Annotated in this window: 21 protein-coding genes; 14 read left to right on the forward strand and 7 right to left on the reverse strand. The window is 68.7% G+C overall.

Going from position 1 to position 23,985, the window contains the following annotated elements; translation table 11 throughout:
- Positions 1-5 precede the first annotated feature (5 nt).
- From gmk to C5F48_RS00915, 8 genes are all read left to right on the forward strand, one after another.
- Positions 6-641 carry a guanylate kinase gene (gene gmk / locus C5F48_RS00880; protein ID WP_107662092.1) on the forward strand — a complete coding sequence of 212 codons (636 nt, stop codon included), beginning with the start codon at positions 6-8 and terminating at the stop codon, positions 639-641.
- Positions 638-1,156 carry a gamma carbonic anhydrase family protein gene (locus tag C5F48_RS00885; RefSeq protein ID WP_107662025.1) on the forward strand — a complete coding sequence of 173 codons (519 nt, stop codon included), beginning with the start codon at positions 638-640 and terminating at the stop codon, positions 1,154-1,156. The genes gmk and C5F48_RS00885 overlap by 4 nt, the downstream gene beginning before the upstream one ends.
- A 173-nt stretch (positions 1,157-1,329) precedes the next feature.
- On the forward strand, positions 1,330-3,159 hold the full coding sequence (locus C5F48_RS00890; RefSeq protein ID WP_107662026.1) for an ABC-F family ATP-binding cassette domain-containing protein: 1,830 nt from the start codon (positions 1,330-1,332) through the stop codon (positions 3,157-3,159).
- 189 nt (positions 3,160-3,348) lie between these two features.
- Complete coding sequence (locus tag C5F48_RS00895) at positions 3,349-3,945, forward strand: outer membrane protein (protein WP_107662027.1); 597 nt, start codon at positions 3,349-3,351, stop codon at positions 3,943-3,945.
- A gap of 234 nt (positions 3,946-4,179) precedes the next feature.
- Complete coding sequence (gene cysS / locus C5F48_RS00900; RefSeq protein WP_107662028.1) at positions 4,180-5,574, forward strand: cysteine--tRNA ligase; 1,395 nt, start codon at positions 4,180-4,182, stop codon at positions 5,572-5,574.
- The gene (cimA, locus tag C5F48_RS00905) at positions 5,571-7,235 is read left to right on the forward strand and encodes a citramalate synthase (RefSeq protein ID WP_107662029.1); all 1,665 of its coding nucleotides are present in this window, start codon (positions 5,571-5,573) and stop codon (positions 7,233-7,235) included. Before cysS ends, cimA begins: the two co-directional genes overlap by 4 nt.
- A complete protein-coding gene (locus C5F48_RS00910; protein WP_107662030.1) occupies positions 7,232-7,948 on the forward strand; it encodes a class I SAM-dependent methyltransferase in 717 nt (238 codons plus the stop codon). The genes cimA and C5F48_RS00910 overlap by 4 nt, the downstream gene beginning before the upstream one ends.
- On the forward strand, positions 7,945-8,712 hold the full coding sequence (locus C5F48_RS00915; RefSeq protein ID WP_107662031.1) for a phytoene/squalene synthase family protein: 768 nt from the start codon (positions 7,945-7,947) through the stop codon (positions 8,710-8,712). The genes C5F48_RS00910 and C5F48_RS00915 overlap by 4 nt, the downstream gene beginning before the upstream one ends.
- A gap of 76 nt (positions 8,713-8,788) precedes the next feature.
- Here C5F48_RS00915 and C5F48_RS00920 read toward each other — a convergent pair whose 3' ends face one another.
- Positions 8,789-10,009, reverse strand: a complete 1,221-nt coding sequence (locus C5F48_RS00920) for an MFS transporter (RefSeq protein WP_107662032.1) — start codon at positions 10,007-10,009, stop codon at positions 8,789-8,791.
- Between the two features lie 99 nt (positions 10,010-10,108).
- Here C5F48_RS00920 and C5F48_RS00925 point away from each other — a divergent pair, with 99 nt between their 5' ends.
- The 4 genes from C5F48_RS00925 to dusA all read left to right on the forward strand — a co-directional run bounded on the left by C5F48_RS00925 (position 10,109) and on the right by dusA (position 13,393).
- Positions 10,109-10,738 carry a DNA-3-methyladenine glycosylase family protein gene (locus C5F48_RS00925; protein WP_107662033.1) on the forward strand — a complete coding sequence of 210 codons (630 nt, stop codon included), beginning with the start codon at positions 10,109-10,111 and terminating at the stop codon, positions 10,736-10,738.
- Positions 10,735-11,394, forward strand: a complete 660-nt coding sequence (locus tag C5F48_RS00930; RefSeq protein WP_107662034.1) for an alpha/beta hydrolase — start codon at positions 10,735-10,737, stop codon at positions 11,392-11,394. Before C5F48_RS00925 ends, C5F48_RS00930 begins: the two co-directional genes overlap by 4 nt.
- Positions 11,395-11,725: 331 nt before the next feature.
- Positions 11,726-12,310 carry an HNH endonuclease gene (locus C5F48_RS00935; RefSeq protein WP_107662035.1) on the forward strand — a complete coding sequence of 195 codons (585 nt, stop codon included), beginning with the start codon at positions 11,726-11,728 and terminating at the stop codon, positions 12,308-12,310.
- Positions 12,311-12,451: 141 nt separating this feature from the next.
- Positions 12,452-13,393, forward strand: coding sequence for a tRNA dihydrouridine(20/20a) synthase DusA (gene dusA / locus C5F48_RS00940; protein ID WP_245941407.1), 942 nt, complete (start codon positions 12,452-12,454; stop codon positions 13,391-13,393).
- Here dusA and C5F48_RS00945 read toward each other — a convergent pair.
- The 6 genes from C5F48_RS00945 to C5F48_RS00970 all read right to left on the reverse strand — a co-directional run bounded on the left by C5F48_RS00945 (position 13,375) and on the right by C5F48_RS00970 (position 19,467).
- Positions 13,375-14,565 (reverse strand): multidrug effflux MFS transporter, encoded by a 1,191-nt coding sequence (locus C5F48_RS00945; RefSeq protein WP_107662037.1) that lies wholly within the window; start codon positions 14,563-14,565, stop codon positions 13,375-13,377. The genes dusA and C5F48_RS00945 overlap by 19 nt on opposite strands.
- 187 nt (positions 14,566-14,752) lie before the next feature.
- Positions 14,753-15,121: a Grx4 family monothiol glutaredoxin gene (grxD, locus tag C5F48_RS00950; RefSeq protein ID WP_107662038.1), complete on the reverse strand. Its 369-nt coding sequence runs from the start codon at positions 15,119-15,121 to the stop codon at positions 14,753-14,755.
- Positions 15,122-15,161: 40 nt separating this feature from the next.
- Complete coding sequence (locus C5F48_RS00955; RefSeq protein WP_107662039.1) at positions 15,162-15,404, reverse strand: BolA/IbaG family iron-sulfur metabolism protein; 243 nt, start codon at positions 15,402-15,404, stop codon at positions 15,162-15,164.
- 48 nt (positions 15,405-15,452) lie between these two features.
- The gene (locus tag C5F48_RS00960) at positions 15,453-15,938 is read right to left on the reverse strand and encodes a GNAT family N-acetyltransferase (protein ID WP_107662040.1); all 486 of its coding nucleotides are present in this window, start codon (positions 15,936-15,938) and stop codon (positions 15,453-15,455) included.
- Positions 15,938-18,097 (reverse strand): phosphoribosylformylglycinamidine synthase subunit PurL, encoded by a 2,160-nt coding sequence (purL, locus tag C5F48_RS00965; protein ID WP_107662041.1) that lies wholly within the window; start codon positions 18,095-18,097, stop codon positions 15,938-15,940. The genes C5F48_RS00960 and purL overlap by 1 nt, the downstream gene beginning before the upstream one ends.
- 476 nt (positions 18,098-18,573) lie before the next feature.
- Positions 18,574-19,467, reverse strand: a complete 894-nt coding sequence (locus tag C5F48_RS00970; protein ID WP_107662042.1) for a LysR family transcriptional regulator — start codon at positions 19,465-19,467, stop codon at positions 18,574-18,576.
- A 159-nt stretch (positions 19,468-19,626) separates the two neighbouring features.
- On the opposite strand from C5F48_RS00970, the gene C5F48_RS00975 reads away from it, so the two are divergent.
- Positions 19,627-23,016 carry an indolepyruvate ferredoxin oxidoreductase family protein gene (locus tag C5F48_RS00975; protein WP_107662043.1) on the forward strand — a complete coding sequence of 1,130 codons (3,390 nt, stop codon included), beginning with the start codon at positions 19,627-19,629 and terminating at the stop codon, positions 23,014-23,016.
- A 128-nt stretch (positions 23,017-23,144) separates the two neighbouring features.
- A complete protein-coding gene (locus C5F48_RS00980; RefSeq protein ID WP_107662044.1) occupies positions 23,145-23,957 on the forward strand; it encodes a glutamate racemase in 813 nt (270 codons plus the stop codon).
- The last annotated feature ends 28 nt before the right edge of the window (positions 23,958-23,985 follow it).

A 23,985-nucleotide genomic window follows, 5' to 3' on the forward strand; every position in this document is an offset into this window, starting at 1 on the left:
AGACACTGAACCGCCGCGGCCTGCTCCTCATCCTCTCCTCGCCCTCCGGCGCGGGAAAATCGACGCTGGCGAAACGGCTGATGGCCTGGGACCCGACGATCCGCTTCTCGGTCTCCGCCACCACCCGCCCGGCCCGCCCCGGCGAGGTGGAGGGGCAGGACTACTACTTCCGCAGCCATGACGACTTCCGCGCCTTGGTCGAGGACGGCGGCATGCTGGAACATGCCGAGGTCTTCGGCAATTACTACGGCTCGCCCAAGGCGCCGGTGGAACAGGCGATGCGCGAGGGCCGCGACACGCTGTTCGACATCGACTGGCAGGGCGGCCAGCAGATCCGCAACTCCTCGCTCGGCCGCGATGTGGTCTCGATCTTCGTGCTGCCGCCCTCGATCGCCGAGCTGGAACGCCGCCTGCGCGGCCGCGCGCAGGACAGCGACGAGGTGATCGCCTCCCGGATGGAGAAGAGCCGCGACGAGATCAGCCACTGGGCCGAATACGACTACGTCCTGGTGAACGAGGACATCGACATCGCCGAGGCCGAGCTGAAGGTGATCCTCTCCGCCGAACGCCTGCGCCGCGACCGCCAGCCCGCGCTGCCCGATTTCGTGCGCGGCCTCAACACGGAGTTCGAGACCCGATGATCTATGCCCTTGATGGAGTGTCCCCGCAGATCGCCGAAGACACATGGGTCGCCCCCGACGCCAACCTGATCGGCAAGGTGCTGCTGGAGGCGGGCGCCTCGGTCTGGTTCGGCGCGACGCTGCGCGGCGACAACGAGGAGATCCGGGTGGGACAGGGCAGCAACGTGCAGGAGAACTGCGTGCTGCACACCGACATGGGCTTCCCGCTGAGCATCGGCGCCGATTGCACCATCGGCCACAAGGCCATGCTGCACGGCTGCAGCATCGGCGTGGGGAGCCTGATCGGCATGGGGGCCACGGTGCTGAACGGCGCGAGGATCGGCCGCGGCTGCCTGATCGGCGCCGGCGCGCTGATCACCGAGGGCAAGGAGATCCCCGACTTCTCGCTGGTGAAGGGCGCGCCCGGCAAGGTGGTGCGCGACCTGTCGGAAGAGGAGATCGCCCGCCTCCTGCGCTCCGCCGAAAGCTACCGCGCCAACATGCGCCGCTTCCGCGCCGGGCTGCGCGCGGTCTGAGCGGGAGGAAAGTCTTCTGCGAAGACTTTCCCCCCAACCCCCAACGTCTTCGCAGAAGACTTGCCCCCCGCCTGCAAGTCTTCTGCGAAGACTTCCGCCCTCCGCCCCAAAGTCTTCGCAGAAGACTTGTGCGCCCCGTTGACGGCGCGCCCTGCCGCGGATACCTGCCCAGCATGGCACGCATCCCCCTTCTCCAGCTCTCCGGCATCTCGCTGACCTTCGGCGGCGACCCGATCTTCGACAACCTCGACCTCGTGGTCCATCCGCAGGACCGGGTGGCCCTCGTCGGCCGCAACGGGTCGGGCAAGTCCACGCTGCTCAAGATCATGGCCGGTCTCATCGAGCCCGACCGCGGCGAGCGCGTCGTGCCGCCCGGCGTCACCGTGGGCTACATGGAGCAGGATCCCGATCTCTCCGCCTGGGAGACGCTGGGCGATTACGCCGCCTCCGCGCTGGAGGAGGGCGAGGAATACCGCGTCGCCATGGTGGCCGAGGGGCTGAAGTTCACCCCCGAGACCCTGGTCTCAGCCGCCTCGGGCGGCGAGAAGCGCCGCGCGGCGCTGGCCAAGCTGATGGCCCATGCCCCCGATCTCATGCTGCTCGACGAGCCGACCAACCACCTCGACATCCAGGCGATCCAGTGGCTCGAATCCGAGCTGAAGGGCACCCGCACCGCCTTCGTCCTCATCAGCCACGACCGCGCCTTCCTGCGCGCCCTCACCAAGGCCACGCTCTGGGTCGACCGCGGTCAGGTCCGCCGCCGCGAATCCGGCTTCGACGGTTTCGAGGAATGGCGCGAGACCGTCTGGGCCGAGGAGGATGAGGCCCGCCACAAGCTCGACCGCAAGATCAAGGCAGAGGCCCGCTGGGCAGTGGAGGGCATCTCCGCCCGCCGCAAGCGCAACCAGGGCCGCGTCCGCGCGCTCGCCGCGCTGCGCGAGGAACGCAGCAGCCAGATCCGCCGCCAGGGCGCCGCGGCGATGGAGCTCGAGTCGGGCCCGACCTCCGGCAAGCGGGTGATCGAGGCCAAGGGCATCTCCAAGGCCTTCGGCGACAAGCCGATCCTCGCGAATTTCGACCTGCGCGTGCTGCGCGGCGACCGCGTGGCCTTCGTCGGCCCGAACGGCGTCGGCAAGACCACGCTCCTGAAGATGCTCACCGGCGAGATCGCACCCGACGAGGGCACCGTCATCCTCGGCACCAACCTGCAGATCGCCGTCTTCGACCAGACCCGCGCCCAGCTCGATCCCGACGCCAGCCTCTGGGACAACATGACCAGCGACCCGGCAATGCGCGTCTCGGGTCAGCAGGATCAGGTCATGGTGCGCGGCACGCCGCGGCATGTGGTGGGCTATCTCAAGGACTTCCTCTTCGACGAGCGCCAGATGCGCGCCCCGGTGCGCTCGCTCTCGGGCGGCGAGAAGGCGCGGCTGCTCCTTGCCCGCATCATGGCGCGCGAATCGAACCTGCTGATCCTCGATGAACCGACCAACGACCTCGACGTCGAGACGCTGGACCTCTTGCAGGACATCCTCGGCGATTATGACGGCACGGTGCTGCTGGTCAGCCACGACCGCGATTTCATCGACCGCGTCGCCACCACCACCATCGCCATGGAGGGCGACGGCCGGGCCATGGCCTATCCCGGCGGCTGGTCCGACTACCAGTCGCAGCGCGCCGCGCCCGAGCCGGAGGCGCCGGCGCGCCCCGCGGCGCCGGCCGCCCAACCTTCCGCCGCCCAGCCGACTGCGAAACCCGAGCCGCGCCGCACCGCCGACGCCCTCTCCTTCACCGAGCGCAAGCGCTTGGAGGCGCTGCCGGGGCTGATCGCCAGGATCGAGGCCGAGATCGCCAAGCTGACCGAGCTGATGTCGGCCACCGATCTCTTCACCCGCGACCCGGTGAAATTCCGCAAGGCGACCGAGGCCATGGCCGAGCGTCAGGCGCAATTGCAGGCGGCGGAGGAAGAATGGCTTGCCTTGGAGGAGAAGGCCGGCGCATGATTGCGGGATCGTGACAGCCGTCGGCTGGTTTTGGCCTATGGCTCGGCGGATTTATTCACCTCGCCGTGAGACCGTCTTCCCCCCGGGGCCGCACAGGCCTATCTCCGCAGAACAGGTTAAACCTGTCAAAGAATGCCGGGCAAGCCGCGGGACGCAGGCGGCATCCCGGCGCAACGATGGAGACAGATTATGAAACGCATTGCAGTTCTTGCTCTCGGTGGCCTTCTGGCCGCTCCCGCCTTCGCTGGCGGCCCGGTCGAGATCGCTCCCGAACCGATGGTTGCCGCTCCGGCGCCGGTCGTCGTCGCCCAATCCGCTGACTGGGGCGGCTTCTACGCCGGCGCCCAGCTCGGCTATGGCGACATCAGCTCCGACGTCGACGGCGACGGCGCCCTCGGCGGCGTGCATGCCGGCTACCGTCACGACTTCGGTCGCATGGTTCTCGGCGGCGAACTCGACTACGACTTCAGCAACATCGACCTCGAAGACGACCTCGGCAATTCGGGCGAACTCGACAACGTCGCCCGCATCAAGCTGATGGCCGGCGCCGATCTCGGCCGCAGCCTGCTCTACGTCACCGCCGGTAAAGCCTATGCCGACGTCTCGCTGGGCGGCACGGACTACTCCGACAATGGCAACTTCTACGGCATCGGCATGGACTACGCCGTGACCGACACCTGGACTGTCGGCGGCGAGATCCTGAAGCACGAGTTCGACGACTTCGACGATCAGAACATCGACGTCGACGCGACGACCGTGAAAGCGAAAGTCTCGTACAACTTCTGAGGCTTCCACCTCGGACGGGAAACGGGGCGCAGCGATGCGCCCCGTTTTTCATGACCGCCCCTGCCGCAGATTGCCGCTTGGCAGACTCGGAGCCGCCTGCTAACACCCTCGTCATGAAGAGCATCTGCATCATCTGCGGTACCATTACCTGCTGACTTCGGTCGCGGGCTGCTCTCTGACGTTCTCCCAAGCGTGATCTGAGAAGCCCGGCGGCGCAACCGCTCGCGAGGGGCCATGTCCATGATCCGCCTGACGAATACCAGAACCCGCCAGAAAGAGCCGTTCACCCCGCTCGATCCGCAGAACGTGCGGCTCTATGTCTGCGGCCCGACGGTCTATGACCGCGCCCATCTCGGCAACGGCCGCCCGGTGGTGGTCTTCGACGTGCTGTTCCGCCTGCTGCGCCATGTCTATGGCGCGGAGCATGTCACCTATGTGCGCAACTTCACCGACGTCGACGACAAGATCAACGCCGCCGCGCAGGCAAGGCGCGACTCCGGCGACCCGCGCCCGCTGGAGGCGCTGATCCGCGAGCGCACCGACGAGACCATCGGCTGGTACCATGCCGACATGGACGCGCTCGGCGCGCTGCGCCCCAGCCACGAGCCGCGCGCCACCGAATGGATCGGCGCGATGGTCGCGATGATCGCCGACCTGATCGCCAAGGGCCATGCCTACGAGGCCGAGGGCCATGTGCTGTTCGACGTGCGCAGCTATGCCGACTATGGCGCGCTCTCCGGCCGCTCGGTCGATGACATGATCGCCGGGGCCCGGGTCGAGGTCGCGCCCTACAAGCGCGACCCGATGGATTTCGTGCTGTGGAAACCTTCCTCGGACGAGCTGCCCGGCTGGGATTCGCCCTGGGGCCGCGGCCGCCCCGGCTGGCATATCGAATGCTCGGCCATGGCCTATGAGCTCCTGGGCGAGAGCTTCGACATCCATGCCGGCGGCATCGACCTGCAATTCCCGCATCACGAGAATGAAATAGCCCAGAGCTGCTGCGCCCATCCCGAGGGCGGCTTCGCCAGGGTCTGGATGCACAACGAGATGCTGCTGGTCGAGGGCCGGAAGATGTCGAAATCGCTCGGCAACTTCTTCACCGTGCGCGACCTCCTGGACCAGGGCTACCCGGGCGAGGTGATCCGCATGGTCTATCTCGGCACGCATTACGGCAAGCCGATGGACTGGACGGCGGAGAAGGCCGAACAGGCCGAGGCGGCGCTGCGCCGGTGGCGCGGTCTCGTCGCGGGCATCGAACCCGCGCCGAGCCCGGCTGCCGCGGTCCTCGAGGCGCTGTCGGACGATCTGAACACCGCCGGCGCCATCGCCGCGCTGCACGCGCTGGCCGGGGCCGGCGACGCCGCGGGGCTGAAGGCCTCGGCGGCGCTTTTGGGACTGCTGGAGGATGACATGGGCGACTGGATCAACTCGACCTCGGAGATTTCCGACCGCATCGACGCGCTGCTGCAGGCCCGCGCCGACGCGCGGCAGGCGCGCGACTTCGCCCGCGCCGACGCGCTGCGCGACGGCATCGCCGCGGCGGGGGTGGTGATCATGGATTCCCCCACCGGCGTCACCTGGCGGCTCGGGCCCGGCTTCGACCCGGCGAAGCTGGAGGGGCTGGCGTGAGCGCGGGCGGAGAGGAAGACGGGGGCCTGCCCGAAGCGGAGGCGAAGCAACGCCTCTACCTCTACGACACCACCCTGCGCGACGGGCAGCAGACCCAGGGCGTGCAGTTCTCCACCGCCGAGAAACGGCAGATCGCGCTGGCGCTCGATGCGCTCGGCGTCGATTACGTCGAGGGCGGCTGGCCCGGCGCCAACCCCACCGACAGCGAGTTCTTCGCCCAGGCGCCCGCCCTCACCGCCCGGCTCGCCGCCTTCGGCATGACCAAGCGCGCCGGGCGCTCGGCCGAGAATGACGACGTGCTGGCGGCGGTGCTCGATGCCGGAACCCCCGTGGTCTGCCTCGTCGGCAAGACGCATGAGTTCCACGTCACCACCGCCCTCGGCGTCATGCTGGAGGAGAACCTCGAGGCGATCCGCGCCTCGGTCGCGCATGTCGTCGCCAAGGGCCGCGAGGCGCTGCTCGATGCCGAGCATTTCTTCGACGGCTACCGCGCCAACCCCTCCTATGCGCTCGACTGCCTGCGCGCCGCCGTAGGCGAAGGCGCGCGCTGGGTCGTGCTCTGCGACACCAACGGCGGCACGATGCCCGCCGACATCGGCCGCATCACCGCCGAGGTCATCGCCGCGGGCATCCCCGGCGATCACCTCGGCATCCATTGCCATGACGATACCGGCAATGCCGTGGCCGGGTCGCTCGCCGCCATCGACGCGGGCGCGCGGCAGGTGCAGGGCACGCTGAACGGTCTGGGCGAGCGCTGCGGCAACGCCAATCTCACCACGCTGATCCCGACGCTGCTGCTGAAACAGCCCTACGCCACCCGCTTCGACACGGGCGTCACCCGCGAGGCGCTGAAGGGCATCACCCGCACCAGCCGCATGCTGGACGACATCCTGAACCGGGTGCCGCGCCGCGCCGCCGCCTATGTCGGCGCCTCGGCCTTCGCCCACAAGGCGGGGCTGCATGCCAGCGCCATCCTGAAGGACCCGACCACCTACGAACATATCGAGCCCGGCCTCGTCGGCAACGCCCGCGTCATCCCGATGAGCAATCAGGCCGGCCAGTCGAACCTGCGCGCCCGGCTGACCGCCGCCGGCCTCACCGTCGCCCCCGGCGATCCGCGCCTCGGCCGCATCCTCGAGGTGGTGAAGGCGCGCGAGGATCAGGGCTATGCCTATGATTCCGCTCAGGCCAGCTTCGAGCTGATCGCCCGCGCCGAGCTCGGCCAGCTGCCGCAGTTCTTCGAGGTGAAGCGCTACCGCGTCACCGTCGAGCGCCGCCGCAGCGGCGCCGGCATGATGACCCTCTCCGAAGCGGTCGTCGTGGTGCTGATCGACGGCAAGCGCGTGCTCTCGGTCTCCGAAAGCCTCGACGAGGCCGGCACCGACCGCGGTCCGGTCAACGCCTTGGCCAAGGCGCTCGCCAAGGATCTCGGCCCCTGGCAGAGCATCATCGACGACATGCACCTCGTCGATTTCAAGGTCCGCATCACCCAGGGCGGAACCGAGGCTGTGACGCGCGTTATCATAGACAGCGAAGACAGCCAGGGCCGCCGCTGGTCCACCGTGGGTGTCTCGCCCAACATCGTCGATGCCTCCTTCGAGGCATTGCTCGACGCGATCAACTGGAAGTTGATCCGTGACACAGGAAAGGATGAGACGTGACCCCCGAAGACGCCTTCTTCACCCTGCATTCCGGTCTGGACCGCGAGGGCCCCGGCACCCGTGAAAGCCTCGACTGGGCGATGGCGGCGGCGGAGGTCGCGCGGGATGCGCGGGTGCTCGATGCGGGCTGCGGCCCGGGCGCCGATATCGAGGGTCTGCTCGAGGCTGTGCCCGAAGGTCAGGTCGTGGCGATGGATCTGCACCAGCCCTATATCGACCGGCTGGCCTCGCGCCATGCCGTCGATGCGCGGGTGTTGGCGATCCCGGGCGACATGGCCGACCCCGAAGGCGTCTTCGATCTGATCTGGTCCGCCGGGTCGCTCTATTTCCTCGGCGTCACCGAAGGTCTGCAGGCCTGGCGCCCGCATCTGAAGGAGGGCGGCCGCGTCGCCTTCTCGCAACTCGCCTGGGCGGTCGACAACCCGTCGCCCGAGGCCCGGAGCTTCTGGCAGTCCTACCCGGCGATGACCGACCGCGACGGCGTGCTGCAGCAGGTCGCCGCCGCGGGCTACCGGGTGATCGCCAGCCGCTGGCTGCCCGAAGCCGGCTGGGATGCCTATCTCCAGCCGCTCGCCGCCCGGATCGAGGCGCTGCGCAGCGAGGCCGAGCCCGCGCTGCAACTGGCGCTCGACGAGGAGGAGAAGGAAGTCCTGCTGCGCCACGCGCATGGTGGGGACTACGGCTATCTTCAGGTGGTCTGCGAACCGCTATGACGCTCGAGGCCTGCGCCGCTCTGGTCGAACGCGGCGATCCCGACCGTTTCGCCGCCACCATGGCCAGTCCGCCCCCCGCGCGGGCGCGGCTCTTCCCGCTCTACGCCTTCAACCTCGAGGCCGCCCGCGCGCCATGGCTCACCAAGGAGCCGATGATCGCCGAGATGCGGCTGCAATTCTGGCGCGACGCGGTGGAAGAGGCGGCGGAGGGCAGGGCGCGGGCGCATGAGGTGGCGGCCCCGCTGGCCGAGGTGATCCGCGTCGCGCGGTTGCCGGTGCCGGTGCTCGACCGTGTGGTGGAGGCGCGGCGCTGGGACATCTACCGCGAGCCCTTCGCCGACGAGGCCGCCTTCGCCGCGCATCTCGACGCCACGGCGGGCGGGCTGATGTGGCTCTCGGGTCTGGCCTTGGGGGCTGCGCCCGATCACGAAGCGGCGCTGCGCGCCATCGGCTGGGCCTCGGGTCTGGTGGCTTGGCTGCGCGCCGTGCCGGAGCTCGAGGCGCGCGGCCGCCTGCCGCTGCCCGACGGGCGGCGCGAGGCGGTGGCGGCGCTGGCGCGGCGCGGCCTGACGCTGCTGAACGAGGGCAGGGCGGCGAGGCTTCCCGCAGGCCTGCGCCCGGCGATCCTGCCCGCGTGGCAGACGGGCGCGCTCCTGCGTCTCGCCGCCGCCGAGCCGGGAAGGGTGGCCGACGGCACGCTGCACCTGTCGGAATTCTCCCGCCGCGGGCGGCTCCTGTGGTCTGCAGCGACGGGGCGGATCTGAAGGGTTAAGATTTCCTGAACGGGGCCGGGAAAATCGTTCTAAATCAACGGCTTTCCCTGATTTTCACGCGTGAAAATCACGCCTCCTTCGGGCGCAGCGCCAGCCAGATCAGCGCCCCTCCGGCCAGCACGAGGAAGGGCAGCATCGCCAGATTGACCGCCGCCCAGCCCGCCTGAACCGTCCCGCCGGAACAGTTCATCAGCCCGCCCGAGCTGAACGAGGCCAGCGTCACCCCGCCGAAGACGATGAAATCGTTCAACCCCTGCACCCGGCCCCGCTCCTCCGGGGCATGGGCCGAGGCCAGCATCGTCGTGGCCCCGATGAATCCGAAGTTCCAGCCGAGCCCCAGCAGGATCAGCGCCCCGAAGAAATGCTCGAGCTCCACGCCGGAGAGGGCCACCGCCCCCGATCCCGCCAGAATGACCAGCCCCAGCGCCACCACCTTCTCCACCCCGATCCGGGCGATGATATGCCCGGTGAAGAAGCTCGGCCCATACATCGCCAGAACATGCGCCGTGACCACATTCGCCGCATCCCCGGTCTCGAACCCGCAGCCCACCACCGCCAGCGGCGAGGAGGTCATCACGAGGTTCATCAGCGCGTAGGAAACCGTGGCGCAGATCATCGCCACCGCGATCCTCGGCTCGCGCAGCAACTCCATCCGTGACCGCCCCAGCGCCGCCCCCGGGGCCGGAGGCCGCGGCTTCGGGATGTCGAGCAGGGCGAAGAGGAAGACGCCGAAGAAGTTCAGCCCGATCGCCGCCAGATAGGTGCCCATGAACGGCACCACCATCGCCTCCGCCGTCAGCTTGACGAGCTGCGGCCCGAGGATGGCCGACAGAAGCCCCCCGGCCATGACATAGGAGATCGCCTTCGGCCGGAACGCCTCCGACGCGGTATCGGCGGCGGCAAAGCGGTAGAACCCCTGGGCCGACATGTAGACCCCGGTGAAGAGCGAGCCGATCAGGAAGACCGGAAACGACCCGAGCATCAGCCCATAGGCCCCGATCGCCGCGCCGATCATCCCCGCCACCGCCCCGATCACGAAGCCCGTCCGCCGCCCGAAACGCTGCATCACCGCCGATAGCGGCGTCGCCGCCAGCATCGAGCCGATCACCGTCAGCGAAATCGGCAGCGTCGCCCAGCAGATGTTGGAGGCAAGCGACTGCCCCGCCAGCCCGGCGACGATGAACACCATCGACATCTGCGAGCCGAGCACCGCCTGCGCGGCGACCAGCACCCAGACATTGCGGCGCGAACGGGGATCGGAGGCGGGGAGGGCGGGGGAAGCGGTCATGGCACTGACCTAGGCCGGGCGAGCGAAGTCCTGCAAGCGGAATCCGCGCGCTCTGGCGGCGGCGGGCCAGGGCGGCTAGCCTCGCGTCAGGAGGGACACATGACCGGCCGCATCATCGAGACCGACGCCTGCGTCGCCGAGGGCGCCGACTGGCTCGCCGCGCGCCACCCGCGGCTGGCCGAAGCCTATGCGCTCACCGGCCCGCTGCCGCTGCGCCGCCGTCCCGACGGCTTTGCCGAACTCCTCTCGGCCATCGTCAGCCAGCAGGTCTCCACCGCCTCCGCCGCCGCGATCTGGGGCCGCATGGCCGCCGCAGGCCTCGTCACCCCCGAGGCCGTCGCCGCCGCCAGCGACGACGATCTGCGCGGCTGCGGCCTCTCCCGCCCGAAGCTGCGTTACGCCCGGGCGCTGGCCGGAGCGACGCTCGACTACAGCGCGCTGCGTAGCCTCCCCGACGAGGCGCTGATCGCCGAGCTGGTGGCGCTGCCCGGCATCGGCCGCTGGACCGCCGAGATCTACGCCCTCTTCGCCCTCGGCCGCGCCGATGTCTTCGCCGCCGGAGATCTGGCGCTGCAGGAGGCCGCGCGGATCCTCTTCGACCTCGGGGCGCGGCCCTCGGAGCGCAGCCTCGCCACGATGGCCGAGGACTGGCACCCCTGGCGGGGCGTTGCGGCCCGGCTGCTCTGGGCCTATTACCGGGTGGCAAAGGCACGGGAAGGGATCAGATGACACGCACGCTCACCACCGGCCGGATTCCGGCCGCCTCGGGCAAGGCGAAGAGCCTTGGGGTCTTCCTGCACGGCTATGGCGCGGATGGCGCCGACCTTCTGGGGCTGGCCGAGCCTCTGGCGCAGCATCTGCCCGACACGGTCTTCCTCGCCCCCGACGCGCCCGAGCCCTGCCGGGCCAATGGCTTCGGCCGGCAGTGGTTCCCGATCCCCTGGCTCGACGGCTCCTCCGAGGCGCTCGCCGAAGCGGGTCTCCTTCAGGCCGCCGCCGATCTCGACGCCTTCCTCGACGCGCAGCTGGCCAAGGAAGGCCTCGCCCCCGAGGCGCTGGCCCTCGTCGGCTTTTCGCAGGGCACGATGATGGCGCTGCACGTCGCCCCGCGCCGCGCCGACCCGATCGCCGGCATCGTCGCCTTCTCCGGCCGCCTGCTCGCTCCCGAACGGCTGGCAACCGAAGCCCGCTCCAAACCGCCGGTCCTGCTGATCCACGGCGACGCCGACGAGGTGGTGCCCTTCGCCGACATGGGCCTCGCAGGCAATGCCCTGACCGCCGCCGGCTTCACCACCTACGGCCATGTCATGAAGGGCACGGGCCACGGCATCTCGCCCGACGGCCTCTCGGTGGCGCTGGCCTTCCTCAAGGAACGTCTCGGCTGAGCCGCTTCACCTTGTGAAAATATCCCCGCCGGAGGCACCGACACCCGCTTCGGGCGCGTCCCTCCGGCGATCCGTCCATGGCAATACCGTCCGGGGGGCCTCGATGGCCCCGCGGACGGCAGGCCGGGCTGGACGAGACGCTGGACGTGACGGCGCAAAAGGCGTCACATGGCTGTGACCGTTAGCTGGCACAAGGGCCTCGGCGCCGCATCGCAGATCGCGGGGCTTGTCAGGCGCCGAACGCCATATATAGTTTTCACATGACCGGGGCGGGGCTCCCCGTCTCGGTGCCGATGACCGGCAGACGGGACGAGGACGGAGTCACTCACGGATGGACGGCGATTTCAGAACAACTTTCGTGCGCGAACCAGCCGCGCTGAAACAGTATCCGGCGCTCGTGCTGAATGCCGACTACCGGCCCTTGTCCTATTATCCGCTGTCGCTCTGGCCCTGGCAGGAGGCGATCAAGGCCGCCTTTCTCGACCGGGTGACCATCGTGGCGGAATATGACCAGGTGGTGCGCAGCCAGCGGGCGGAGATCCGGATACCCTCCGTCGTGGTGCTGAAGGATTTCGTGAAACCGCAGAAGCGCGTGGCCTTCACGCGCTTCAATCTTTTCCTGCGCGACCAGTTCTGCTGCCAGTATTGCGGCGCGCGCGGCGACCTGACCTTCGACCACGTGCTGCCCCGCGCCCGGGGCGGCATCACCTCCTGGGAAAACGTCGTCGCCGCCTGCTCGCCCTGCAACCTGCGCAAGGGCTCGAAGACGCTTCGGCAATCCGGCCTGCGCCTCGCCCAACCGCCGCGCCGCCCGACCGCCGAGGAGATGCAGAACCTCGGCCGCCGCTTCCCGCCGAACCACCTGCACGACAGCTGGCTCGACTACCTCTACTGGGACGCCGAGCTGGACGCCTGAGGCGGGTGCGTCTGGTTAGGGCGGGCCTCGAAACCGCCGGCAAAGGATGCTATCTGGGGGCGGACCCGCCCCCTCGGGCGCCTTGCAACGGTTGACGACAGCATGACGCAACACCCCGCCCACCGCCTCTCCGTCGCGCCCATGATGGACTGGACCGACCGCCACTGCCGCGTGTTCCACCGGCTGATGACGCGGCGGGCGATGCTTTATACCGAGATGGTGACGGCGCCTGCGGTGGTGCATGGGCCGCGCGAGCGGCTGCTGGGCTATTCCGAGGTCGAGCATCCGGTGGCGCTGCAGCTCGGCGGTTCCGATCCGGCGGAGCTGGCGGCGGCGGTGCGGCTGGCCCGGCCCTTCGGCTATGACGAGATCAACCTCAATGTCGGCTGCCCCTCGGACCGGGTGCAGTCGGGCTGTTTCGGCGCGGTGCTGATGGAGCGGCCGGCGCTGGTCGCCGATTGCGTCGCGGCGATGATCGCCGAGGCCGATGTGCCGGTGACGGTGAAATGCCGGATCGGGGTGGACGACCAGCTGCCGGAAGAGGTGCTGCCGGCCTTTCTGGAGACAGTCGCCGCGGCGGGAGTGTCGCATTTCGTGATCCATGCCCGCAAGGCCTGGCTGCAGGGGTTGAGCCCGAAGGAGAACCGCGAGATCCCGCCGCTCGACTACCCGCTGGTGGTGGCGATGAAGCGGCGCTTTCCCGAATTCACCATCTGCCTGAACGGAGGAGTCACCAGCCTTGCGCAGGCCGAGGCGCTGCTGGCGCAGGGGCTCGACGGGGTGATGCTGGGCCGCGCCGCCTACAACGACCCCGAGGTGCTCATCGACGCCGACCGGCTCTGGGGCGAGGCGCCCGCGCGCGATGTCTGGCAGGTGGTGGAGGCGATGCGGCCCTATATCGCCGCGCATCTGGCGGCGGGGGGGCGGTTGCACCAGATCACCCGCCACATGCTCGGCCTCTTCACCGGGCGGCCCGGGGCGCGGCTCTGGCGGCGGGTGCTCTCGGAAGGGGCGTCGCGCCCGGGGGCGGGACTCGAGGTGCTGGACGAGGCGCTGGCCGGGCTTCAGGCCAGCGCCGCCTGACGCGGCACCACGATCCGGCTCAGCGCGAAGGCCATGACGCCGCAGACGGCGATGGCGCCCAGCATCGGCACCACGCTGCCGTCGAAGAACGGCCCGGTCAGCACGATCATCGCGCCGCCGACCAGCATCTGCAGCGTTCCGCCCAGCGAGGAGGCGAGGCCCGCATGCTCGCCATGCTCCTCCAGCGCCAGCACCATCGTCGTCGGGATCACCAGCCCGAGGAAGCCATTGGCGACGAAGAGCCCGGCCATCACCACCGGCAGCGAGGCAAGGCCCATGAGCGCCAACGCGAAGAGCGCCACGGTCGAGGCGGCGAAGCCCGCCGCCGCCGCCAGCACCACCGGCACCGCGCCGAAGCGCAGCCCGAGACCGGCGGCCATCTGCGAGGCGCCGAAGAAGCCGATCGCATTGACTGCGAAGGCCAGCGAGAAGCCGGTGGGCGACATGCCGAACTGCTCGGTATAGACGAAGGAGGCCGAGGCGATGAAGACGAAGAAGCTCGCCATGCCGAAGCCGCCGAGCAGGGTCAGGCCGAGAAAGCTGCGATGGCCGAGCAGCATCCGCGCCGCCGCCAGCAACGCGCGGGGCCGCACCGGCTGACGCGCCTCGGGCGGCAGGGTCTCGCGCAGGGCGAAGCGGGTCATGACGAGGCTCGCCAGCGCGCCGAGGCTGAGCACGGCGAAGATCGCGCGCCAGTCGGCCACCGCGATCAGCCCCGCGCCCGCCAGCGGCGCCAGCATCGGCGAGACCGAGATCACCAGCATGATCGCCGCCATCAGCCGCGTCGCCTCGTGCCCGGTGTGCAGGTCGCGGATGATGGCGCGCGGCACCACCATGACCGCCGCGCCGCCGAGCCCCTGCACGAAGCGCCCGGCCAGCAGCATCTCGGCCGAGCCCGCCAGCGTGCAGACCACCGACCCGAGGAAGAAGATCGCGAGCCCGACATAAAGCGGCAACCGCCGCCCAGCCTGATCGGCCCAGGGCCCGTAGACCAGCTGCGCCACGCCGAAGGCGAGGAAATAGGCGGTGATCGTGCTCTGCATCGCGGTGACCGAGCTGCCCAGATCGGCGCCGATGGCGGGCAGGGCGGGCAGATACATGTCGATGGCGAAGGGGCCGACCGAGGAAAGCGCGCCAAGCACGTGCGCACTGCGGAGGAGGGAGGAGGCCATGAGGGGTATCCCGATGGGGAATGTCGGGCGTGCCGGCAATCTGACTGAAAGGAATGTCTGCGATTAACCGATTTCGCGGCGCGGGGGAAGGCCGTCCGCTCCCGCTCTGCGTCTCAAGGTCGCGCTGCCCAGAAGGGAGGCGGAAAGCGCAGGCGGCGGCCGCCTGCGCTTAAAGGTTCGGCGTCGCTCAGGCGTTGGCTTCGCGGATCTTGTCGGCGGCGGCCTTGTCATAGGTGACGCCCTTGGCCTCGAACAGCTGGTCGAGCTCGCCCGAGAGGGTCATCTCGGTGACGATGTCGCAACCGCCGACGAATTCGCCCTTCACGTAGAGCTGCGGGATGGTCGGCCAGTCGGAGAAATCCTTGATGCCCTGACGGATTTCGGCATCGGCCAGCACGTTCACATCGGCATACTCGACGCCCATGAAGTTCAACACGCCGGCGACGCGGCTGGAGAAGCCGCATTGCGGCATCGCCTTGGTGCCCTTCATGAACAGCACGACGTCGTTCTTGGCGACCGTGTCGCGGATCTGGTCTTCGGCTGTGGTCGTGGTCATCGGAAGTCCTTTCGGTGGCAGGGCTCTGGCCTGCGGTGTTTCACTCGGGCGCCTTGGTGGTCAGCGCCAGCGCGTGCAGATCGCCGTTCGGGCCGTCCATCTTGCCCTTCAGCGAGGCATAGACCGCGCGTTGCTGCTGGACGCGGTTCATGCCCTTGAAGCTTTCGTCGATCACCTCGGCGGCCCAGTGATTGCCGTCGCCCGCCAGATCGGTGATGGTGATCTTTGCCTGAGGGAAGCTGCCCCGGATCAGGTTTTCAATGTCACGGGCTTCAATGGGCATGGGATGTCCTGTGCGATCTCTGTCGCCCCAGATGTAATCCCGGTGTTGCTACGGTGCAAGCGCAGCCGCGTCTCCGGACCGCTTGCGGGCCCATTCGTCGCGCAGGATCGCCATGCCGATGCAATCGGCCCAGAGCCCGTCGGGGCGCAGCCAGCACTGGCGTAAGCGGCCCTCCTCGGTGAAGCCCGCCCGGCGGAAGGCTTCGAGGGCGCGCTGGTTGTCGAAGACCGTGTCGAGGAACAGCCGGTGCGCGCCCATCTCCGCGAAAGCCAGTTCCAGCACCGCCGCGATCAGGGAGCGGCCCTCGCCAGCCTTGGTGACGGCGAGGTTCGGCAGGGTGAGCACCTGCGGATAGGCGGTCTCGATTATGGCGAAACCGGCGAAGCCGTCCCTGTCCCAGACCATCACCCGGTTGGCCGGATCGGCGGCGATCTCGGCCAGCCAGTCCTCGCCCATGGCGAGGAGCTGCATCGGATGCCGGGCGATCAGGGCGGCGATGGCGGCAAGCTCCGCCGTCTCCGCCCGACGCAGCATCAGCCGACCGCCGCCTCGAAGGCCGAGCGGTAGAGGCCGGAGAGATCGGCGAGCGGGGCGCTCTTGCCGCCGAAGCTCACGCTGTCGCTGCCGAAGCGCCCGACGCGGGACAGCGGAACGCCCGCCGCAGCCGCCGCAGCCTCCAGCGCCTGAGCCTGGGCCTCGGTGCAGGCCACCAGATAGCGCGCCTGATCCTCGCCGAAGAGCGTCGCCGTGTCGGCAGCGTCGAGAGCGACCCCGAGCCCTGCGGCCTCGGCCATCTCGAAGGCGGCCAGCGCCAGCCCGCCATCGGCGAGATCGGTTGCGGCTGTCAACTTTTCCCGGTTGGCGCGGAGGAACTCGCCATGCTTGCGTTCGGCGGCCAGATCGACCGTCGGGGCATCGCCCTCTTCGCGGTCGAACATCTCGGCCAGAAGCGCCGACTGGCCGAGGTGGCCCGCGGTCTCGCCGATCACCAGCGCGAGGCAGCCTTCGGTCGGCAGGCCCGAGATCAGCTCGTCGAGGCTGGAGAGCAGCCCCACCGCGCCGATCGTCGGGGTGGGCAGGATGCCCGTGCCGTCGGTCTCGTTGTAGAGCGAGACGTTGCCCGAGACGATGGGGAAGTCGAGCGCGCGGCAGGCCTCGCCGATGCCCTTGATGGCCCCGACCAACTGGCCCATGATCTCGGGCTTCTCGGGGTTGCCGAAGTTCAGGTTGTCGGTGGTGGCGAGCGGCAGGGCGCCCACGGCGCTGAGGTTGCGGTAGGCTTCGGCCACCGCCTGCTTGCCGCCCTCGAAGGGGTTGGCCTTGACGTAGCGCGGGGTCACGTCGGAGGTGAAGGCCAGCGCCTTGCCCGTGCCATGCACCCGCACCACGCCGGCACCGAGGCCCGGCGCGCGGACGGTGTCGGCCATCACCATGCTGTCATACTGCTCGTAAACCCAGGCCTTGTGGGCGTAGCTCGGCGCGCCGATCAGCGCGCGCAGGCCCTCGATGGGATCGACCTCTGGCGCATCGGTCAGCGCCGCGGCTTTCGGAGTTTCCACCCACGGCCGGTCATATTCCGGCGCGGTGCCCGACAGGGCCTTCAGCGGCAAGTCGGCCTTGATCTCGTTGCCGTGCAGGATGAGGAAACGGTCTTCCGGGATGGTCTCGCCGACGATGGCGAAGTCGAGATCCCATTTCACGAAGATCGCCCGCGCTTCGGCCTCCTTCTCGGGCTTCAGCACCATGAGCATCCGTTCCTGGCTCTCCGACAGCATCATCTCGTAGGCGGTCATGTTCGACTCGCGCTGCGGCACGGCGTCGAGCTGCAGCTTGATGCCGAGATCGCCCTTGTCGCCCATCTCCACCGCCGAGCAGGTCAGACCCGCCGCGCCCATGTCCTGGATCGAGATGACGGCGCCCGAGGCCATCAGCTCGAGACAGGCCTCGAGCAGGCGCTTCTCGGTGAAGGGGTCGCCGACCTGCACCGTCGGGCGCTTCTCCTCGATGGTGTCGTCGAACTCCGCCGAGGCCATGGTCGCGCCGCCGACGCCGTCGCGCCCGGTCTTGGCGCCGAGATAGACCACCGGCATGCCGACGCCCGAGGCGACGGAGTAGAAGATCTTGTCGGCATCCGCGAGGCCAGCGGCGAAGGCGTTGACCAGACAGTTGCCGTTGTAGCTGCGGTGGAACCGCACCTCGCCGCCGACGGTCGGCACGCCGAAGGCATTGCCATAGCCGCCGACGCCCTCGACGACGCCCTTCACCAGATGCGCGGTCTTCGGGTGCGAGGGCAGGCCGAAGCTCAGCGCGTTCATCGCCGCGATGGGGCGCGCGCCCATGGTGAAGACGTCGCGCAGGATGCCGCCGACGCCGGTCGCGGCGCCCTGATGCGGTTCGATGTAGGAGGGGTGGTTGTGGCTCTCCATCTTGAAGATGACCGCCTGACCGTCGCCGATATCGACCACGCCCGCATTCTCGCCCGGTCCGCAGATCACCTGAGGCCCGGTGGTGGGCAGGGTGCGCAGCCATTTCTTCGACGACTTGTAGGAGCAGTGCTCGTTCCACATCGCCGAGAAGATGCCGAGCTCGGTGAAGGTCGGCTCGCGGCCGATGATGCCGAGGAGACGTTCGTATTCATCGGGCTTCAACCCGTGGGCCGCGATCAGCTCGGGGGTGATGTCGGGCTCGGTCATGACGCTATCCTTCGCTCTGGGCCATCGCGGATGGGCTCGCGCGCGTTCTAGGACATGGGCGGGGACAGGGGAAGGTGGTGGCTTGGGGAAAGCCCCAAGTTTTTTCGGGCTCTGCGGGCAGGTGCGTCGGGCCGCGATCCGCGTCGCGCATCCTTTGCGCGCGAAACGGGCGGATCGGCGGTCAATCCGCGGGCAGTTCGAAAATCGACGCGCAAAAACAAAAAAAGGCCGAGCAGAAGCTCGGCCCAAGTCCAACAGGGAGGTATGAAGACAGCAAGAGAAACCTCAATCACTGCCTTCACGGTGGGATTTAGGCTTGGGGCACGACGCGTTCAAGGCGATTGTTGTCGCGATATGATCATGGCGGCTATGCGCGCCGTGCATATCTGCATGTCCGGGATAGATTTACGTCAAGCAAATCAAACGGATGCCCGTCGCGCGGGCATCCATTCTGGCCAGCCTTGGGAGGCTCAGCCTCAGCCCTGCTGGCTCTTGCGGTAGTTGAAGATCTCTTCCGTGACGAATTCGCGGAAGGCGGCGACCCGTTTGGAGTGCCGCAATTCCTCGGGATAGGCGAGGAACACCGGCACATCGCCCGACTCGACATCGGGCAGCACCCGCACGAGGTTGGGGAAGGCCACGGCGTTGTAATCCGGCAGCACGCCGATGCCGAGGCTGTTCAGCACCCCCTGCAGCACGCCGAAATAGTTGTTCACCGTCAGCATCGACGGGATGTCGTGGCTCATCAGCTCCTGCACCAGCAGGGCGCCCGCCGCCACCTGCGGCGCGCCGGCATGCTGGCAGATCAGCCGGTGCTGCGAGAAATCCTCCATGCGCTGCGGCGTGCCATGCTCGGCCAGATAATCGGCCGAGGCGTAGAGCCGCATGCGGATGTTCATCAGCCGCTTGCGGATCAGGTCGGCCTGCGACGGCTCCTTCATGCGGATCGCCACATCGGCCTCGCGCATCGGCAGGTCCAGTACGCGCTCTTCCAGCATGAGGTCGATCTTCAGCGCCGGATACTTGCGGTAGAGCGAGGTGAGCCGCGGCGCCAGCCAGAGCGTGCCGAAGCCGGTGGTGGTGGTGATGCGCAACTCGCCGAAGACCTCGTCCTCGCTGTCGCGGATGCGGGCGGCTGCGGCATCCAGACGCTTGACCATCGCATTGGTCGCGTCGAACAGCAACTCGCCCTGTTCGGTGAGAATCAGCCCCCGCGCGTGGCGGTGGAAAAGCGTGACGTTCAGGCTCTCTTCCAGCGCCCGGATCTGACGGCTGACCGCCGATTGCGACAGGTGCAGGGTCTCGCCGGCATGGGTGAGGCTCCCGGCATCCGCAACCGAGTGGAAGATTCTGAGCTTGTCCCAATCCATATCGTAACTCTTCGCCGTTAGGGGCCGACGCGGCGGCAACATTCATCTAGGGACTGCATAGCAGAGTTGCAAATGAAACATAGCTGACAAAGCGCTTTGTAGGTCAGCCATTTTGACCTATCATTGGTCCCATGTTCTGAAAGCAACGGGAGGTGCATGATGAGCAGGCAGGATGTGTCTTTGTCCGACCGCTACGATCTCGCCAAGTCTCCGGTTCTGTTGAACGGCACGCAGGCCATGGTGCGGCTGATGCTGATGCAGAAGGCGCGCGACATGGCCGCGAGGCTCAATACAGCGGGCTATGTCACCGGTTATCGCGGCTCGCCCTTGGGGGCGGTCGATCAGACCATGGCGCGGGCGAAGCGCGAGCTGGAGGCGGCGGATGTGCTGTTCCAGCCGGGGCTGAACGAGGATCTGGCCGCTACCGCCGTCTGGGGCAGCCAGCAGGCCGAGCTGCGCGGCGAGGGGCGCTTCGACGGGGTCTTCGCGCTCTGGTACGGCAAGGGCCCGGGGGTGGACCGCTCCGGCGACGTCATGCGCCACGCCAACATGGCGGGCTCGTCGCGGCACGGCGGCGTGCTGATGGCGATGGGCGACGACCATACCGGCGAGTCCTCGACCACGCTGCACCAGTCGGACTGGGCGATGGTGGATGCCTACATGCCGGTCGTGTCCCCTGCCGGGGTGCAGGAGGTCATGGACTTCGGGCTCTACGGCTGGGCGCTGTCGCGCTTCGCCGGGGTCTGGGTCGGGCTGAAGACCATGAAGGACACGGTGGAGGCGACGGCGGTGGTCGATGGCGATCCGCATCGCCTGACCTTCCTGCGTCCCGACTTCCAGCTGCCCGAGGGCGGGCTGAACATCCGGCTGGGCGACACGCCCGTCGCTCAGGAAGCGCGGATGATCGACCACAAGCGCTTTGCCGCCGAAGCCTTCAGCCATGCCAACCGGATGGACCGGCGGGTCTGGGGCAGGCCCGGGGCGAAGATCGGCTTCGTCGCGGCGGGCAAGAACTGGCTCGATCTGGTGCATGCGCTGGCGCTTCTGGGCATCAACGAGACCGAGGCGGAGCGGCTGGGGATCACCACCTACAAGGTCGGGCAGGTCTGGCCGATGGACTTCCGCGGCTTCCACGACTGGGCCGAAGGGCTGGAGCTGATCGTCTGCGTCGAGGAGAAGCGCAAGCTGATCGAGGTGCAGGCCAAGGAGGCGATCTTCAACGACCGTCGCGGGCGGCGGATCTACGGCTGGCAGACCGACCGGGGCGAGGAGCTGTTCCCGACGAGGTTCGCGCTGGAGCCCGTCGGCATCGCCGAGAAACTCGGCGCCATCCTGATCGAGGAGGGGCGCGGGACGGATGCGCTGCGCGGCGCTCTGGCCCGGCTGGCCGAGGCGCGGCGGGCCGACAATGCCAAGGACATGGCGGCGCGGCTGCCCTATTTCTGCTCGGGCTGCCCGCACAATAGCTCGACCCGTCTGCCGGAAGGCAGCCGCGCCTATGCCGGTATCGGCTGTCACTACATGGTGCAGTGGATGGACCGCGAGACCACCGGCTTCACCCAGATGGGCGGCGAGGGTGCGAACTGGATCGGCGAGGCGCCGTTCTCCACCCGCGCCCATGTGTTCCAGAACCTCGGCGACGGCACCTACAACCACTCCGGCGTGCAGGCGATCCGCGCGGCCTTGGCGGCGGGGACGAACATCACCTACAAGATCCTGTTCAACGACGCCGTCGCCATGACCGGCGGCCAGACCAACGAGGGCGGGCTGACCGCCGACCGGATCGTGCGCGAGATCCAGGCGATGGGGGTCGAAACCATCGCGTTGGTGCATGACGCGAAGGAGGGGCTGGATCTTGCGGCCTTCCCCCCGGGCATCGCGGTGCACGAGCGGGCAGAGCTGATGGATGTCCAGAAAAAGCTGAGCACGGTCAAGGGAGTGTCGGCCATCGTTTACGTGCAGACCTGCGCCGCCGAAAAGCGCCGCCGCAGGAAGCGCGGCGCCTTCCCCGACATCGACAAGCGCGTCTTCATCAACACCGAGGTCTGCGAGGGCTGCGGCGATTGCGGCGTGCAATCGAACTGCGTCTCGATCGTGCCGGTCGAGACCGAGCTTGGCCGCAAGCGCGCCATCGACCAATCCTCCTGCAACAAGGATTTCTCCTGCCTCGCCGGCTTCTGCCCCTCCTTCGTCACGTTGGAGGGCGCGAAGCCGAAGAAGGCGGCGACCGCGCAGATCGACCTGCCGGACCTGCCGCCGCCCGTGCTTCCCGAAATCCGCGGCACGCATAACGTGGTCATCACCGGCGTCGGCGGCACCGGCGTGGTGACGGTGGGGGCGATCCTGTCGATGGCGGCGCATCTCGACGGCAAGGGCGCCGCGATGATGGAGATGGCCGGGCTCGCGCAGAAGGGCGGCGCGGTGCATATCCACTGCCGGATCGCGGCGAGCCCGGGCGAGATCAGCGCGATCCGCGTCGCGGTGGGCGAGGCGGATGCGGTGATCGGCGGCGATCTGGTGGTGACGGCGGGGGCGAAGACGCTGGGCCTGATGACCACGGGCCGCACCGGCGCGGTGGTCAACAGCCATGACATCGTCACCGGCGAGTTCACCCGCAACACCGAATTCCGCATTCCGTCCGACCGCTTGCAGCTGTCGCTTGAAGCGCGGTTGCAGGACCGGCTGGCCTTCTTCGACGCCTCGGAGCTGGCGCGGGTGCTGATGGGCGACTCGATCTACTCCAACATGATGGTCTTCGGCGCGGCCTGGCAGCGCGGGCTGATCCCGCTGAGCGAGGCGGCGATTATGCAGGCCATCGCGCTGAACGGCACGGCGGTGGAGCAGAATACGCGCGCCTTCGCTCTGGGCCGCTGGGCGGTGCTGCATCCGGCGGAGGCCTCGGGGCTGCTGGCGCCTGCGGCGGCTGCTCCGGTCGATCCGGTGGCTTACCGCGCGAAGCGGCTGGAGGCATATCAGAGCCGCAGGCTGGCGCGGCGCTTCCTTGCGCTGGTCGAGAGCGCGCCGCCGGAACTGAGGGAGGCGGTGGCCAAGGGCTATCATCACCTGCTGGCCTACAAGGACGAATACGAGGTGGCGCGGCTGCATCTGTCGACGATGGAAAAGGCCCGTGCGGCCTTCGACGGCGACCTGCGTCCGGTCTTCCATCTTGCGCCGCCCTTCATGGGGGGCACGGCCAGCGACGGGCGGCCGAAGAAGCGCGCCTTCGGCCCTTGGATGCTGCCCGCCTTCCGTGTGCTCGCCCGGCTGAAGCTGCTGCGCGGCACGCCGCTTGACCCTTTCGGGCGCACGGCGGAGCGGCGGATGGAGCGCGCGCTGATCGCGGAGTTCGAGGCCGACATGGCCGAGGTGCTGCCGAAGGTCACGCCGGCGACGCTGCCGGTCGCCCGCGAGCTGGCGGAGCTGCCGCTGACCATCCGCGGCTACGGCCCGGTGAAGGAGGCCAATGCCGGGAAGGCCGCGGCCCGGCGGTTGGCGCTGCTGCAGGCCTTCCGGGCGGGCGGCGCACCCTTGCAGCATGCGGCGGAGTGAACCGGGGCTGCGACGCGGAAAATCCGCGCCGCCTCACCAATGCGCTTTCACCCGGGGCGGCGAAATCCTATGCTCGCGGCCAACGGGGGCGAGGCAGGGACAAGTCCTGAAACGGGCGGGGTGCGGGCATGGCGGTTGGGGTATTCGATTCGGGGCTCGGCGGGCTCACGGTGCTGGACGCGCTGCAGAAGCGTCTGCCGGAGGTGCCCTTCGTCTATTTCGGCGACAACGCTCATGCGCCCTACGGGGTGCGGGATGCCGATGACATCTTCGCGCTGACCTGCGCCGCGACCGAACGGCTCTGGGCCGAGGGGTGCGATCTGGTGATCCTCGCCTGCAACACCGCCTCGGCGGCGGCGCTCAGGCGGATGCAGGACGGCTGGATCCCGCAGGACAAGCGGGTGCTCGGCGTCTTCGTGCCGCTGATCGAGGCGCTGACCGAGCGGCAATGGGGCGACAACTCGCCGCCGCGCGAGGTCGCGGTGAAGCATGTCGCGCTGTTCGCCACGCCCGCCACGGTGGCGAGCCGCGCCTTCCAGCGCGAGCTGGCCTTCCGCGCCATCGGGGTCGATGTCGAGGCCCAGCCCTGCGGCGGGGTGGTCGACGCCATCGAGCAGGGCGACGAGATCCTGGCCGAGGCGCTGGTGCGCAGCCATGTCGAGGCCTTGAAGCGGCGGATGCCGCATCCGCAGGCGGCGATCCTCGGCTGCACCCACTACCCGCTGATGGCCGCCGCCTTCCAGGAGGCGCTGGGGCCTGAGGTCGCCGTCTACAGCCAGGCCAATCTGGTGGCCGAGAGCCTTGCCGACTATCTGGCGCGTCGGCCGGAGTTCGTCGGTGCCGGACAGGTCTCGAAGGCCCTGACCACGGGCGATCCGAAATCGGTCTCCAGCAAGGCCACGCAATTCCTGCGGCGGCGGATCAGCTTCGAATCCGCCTGACGCATTATCTGAAGATACCCACGGAAGA

The sequence above is a fragment of the Cereibacter changlensis JA139 genome (assembly GCF_003034985.1).
Taxonomy (GTDB): domain Bacteria; phylum Pseudomonadota; class Alphaproteobacteria; order Rhodobacterales; family Rhodobacteraceae; genus Cereibacter; species Cereibacter changlensis.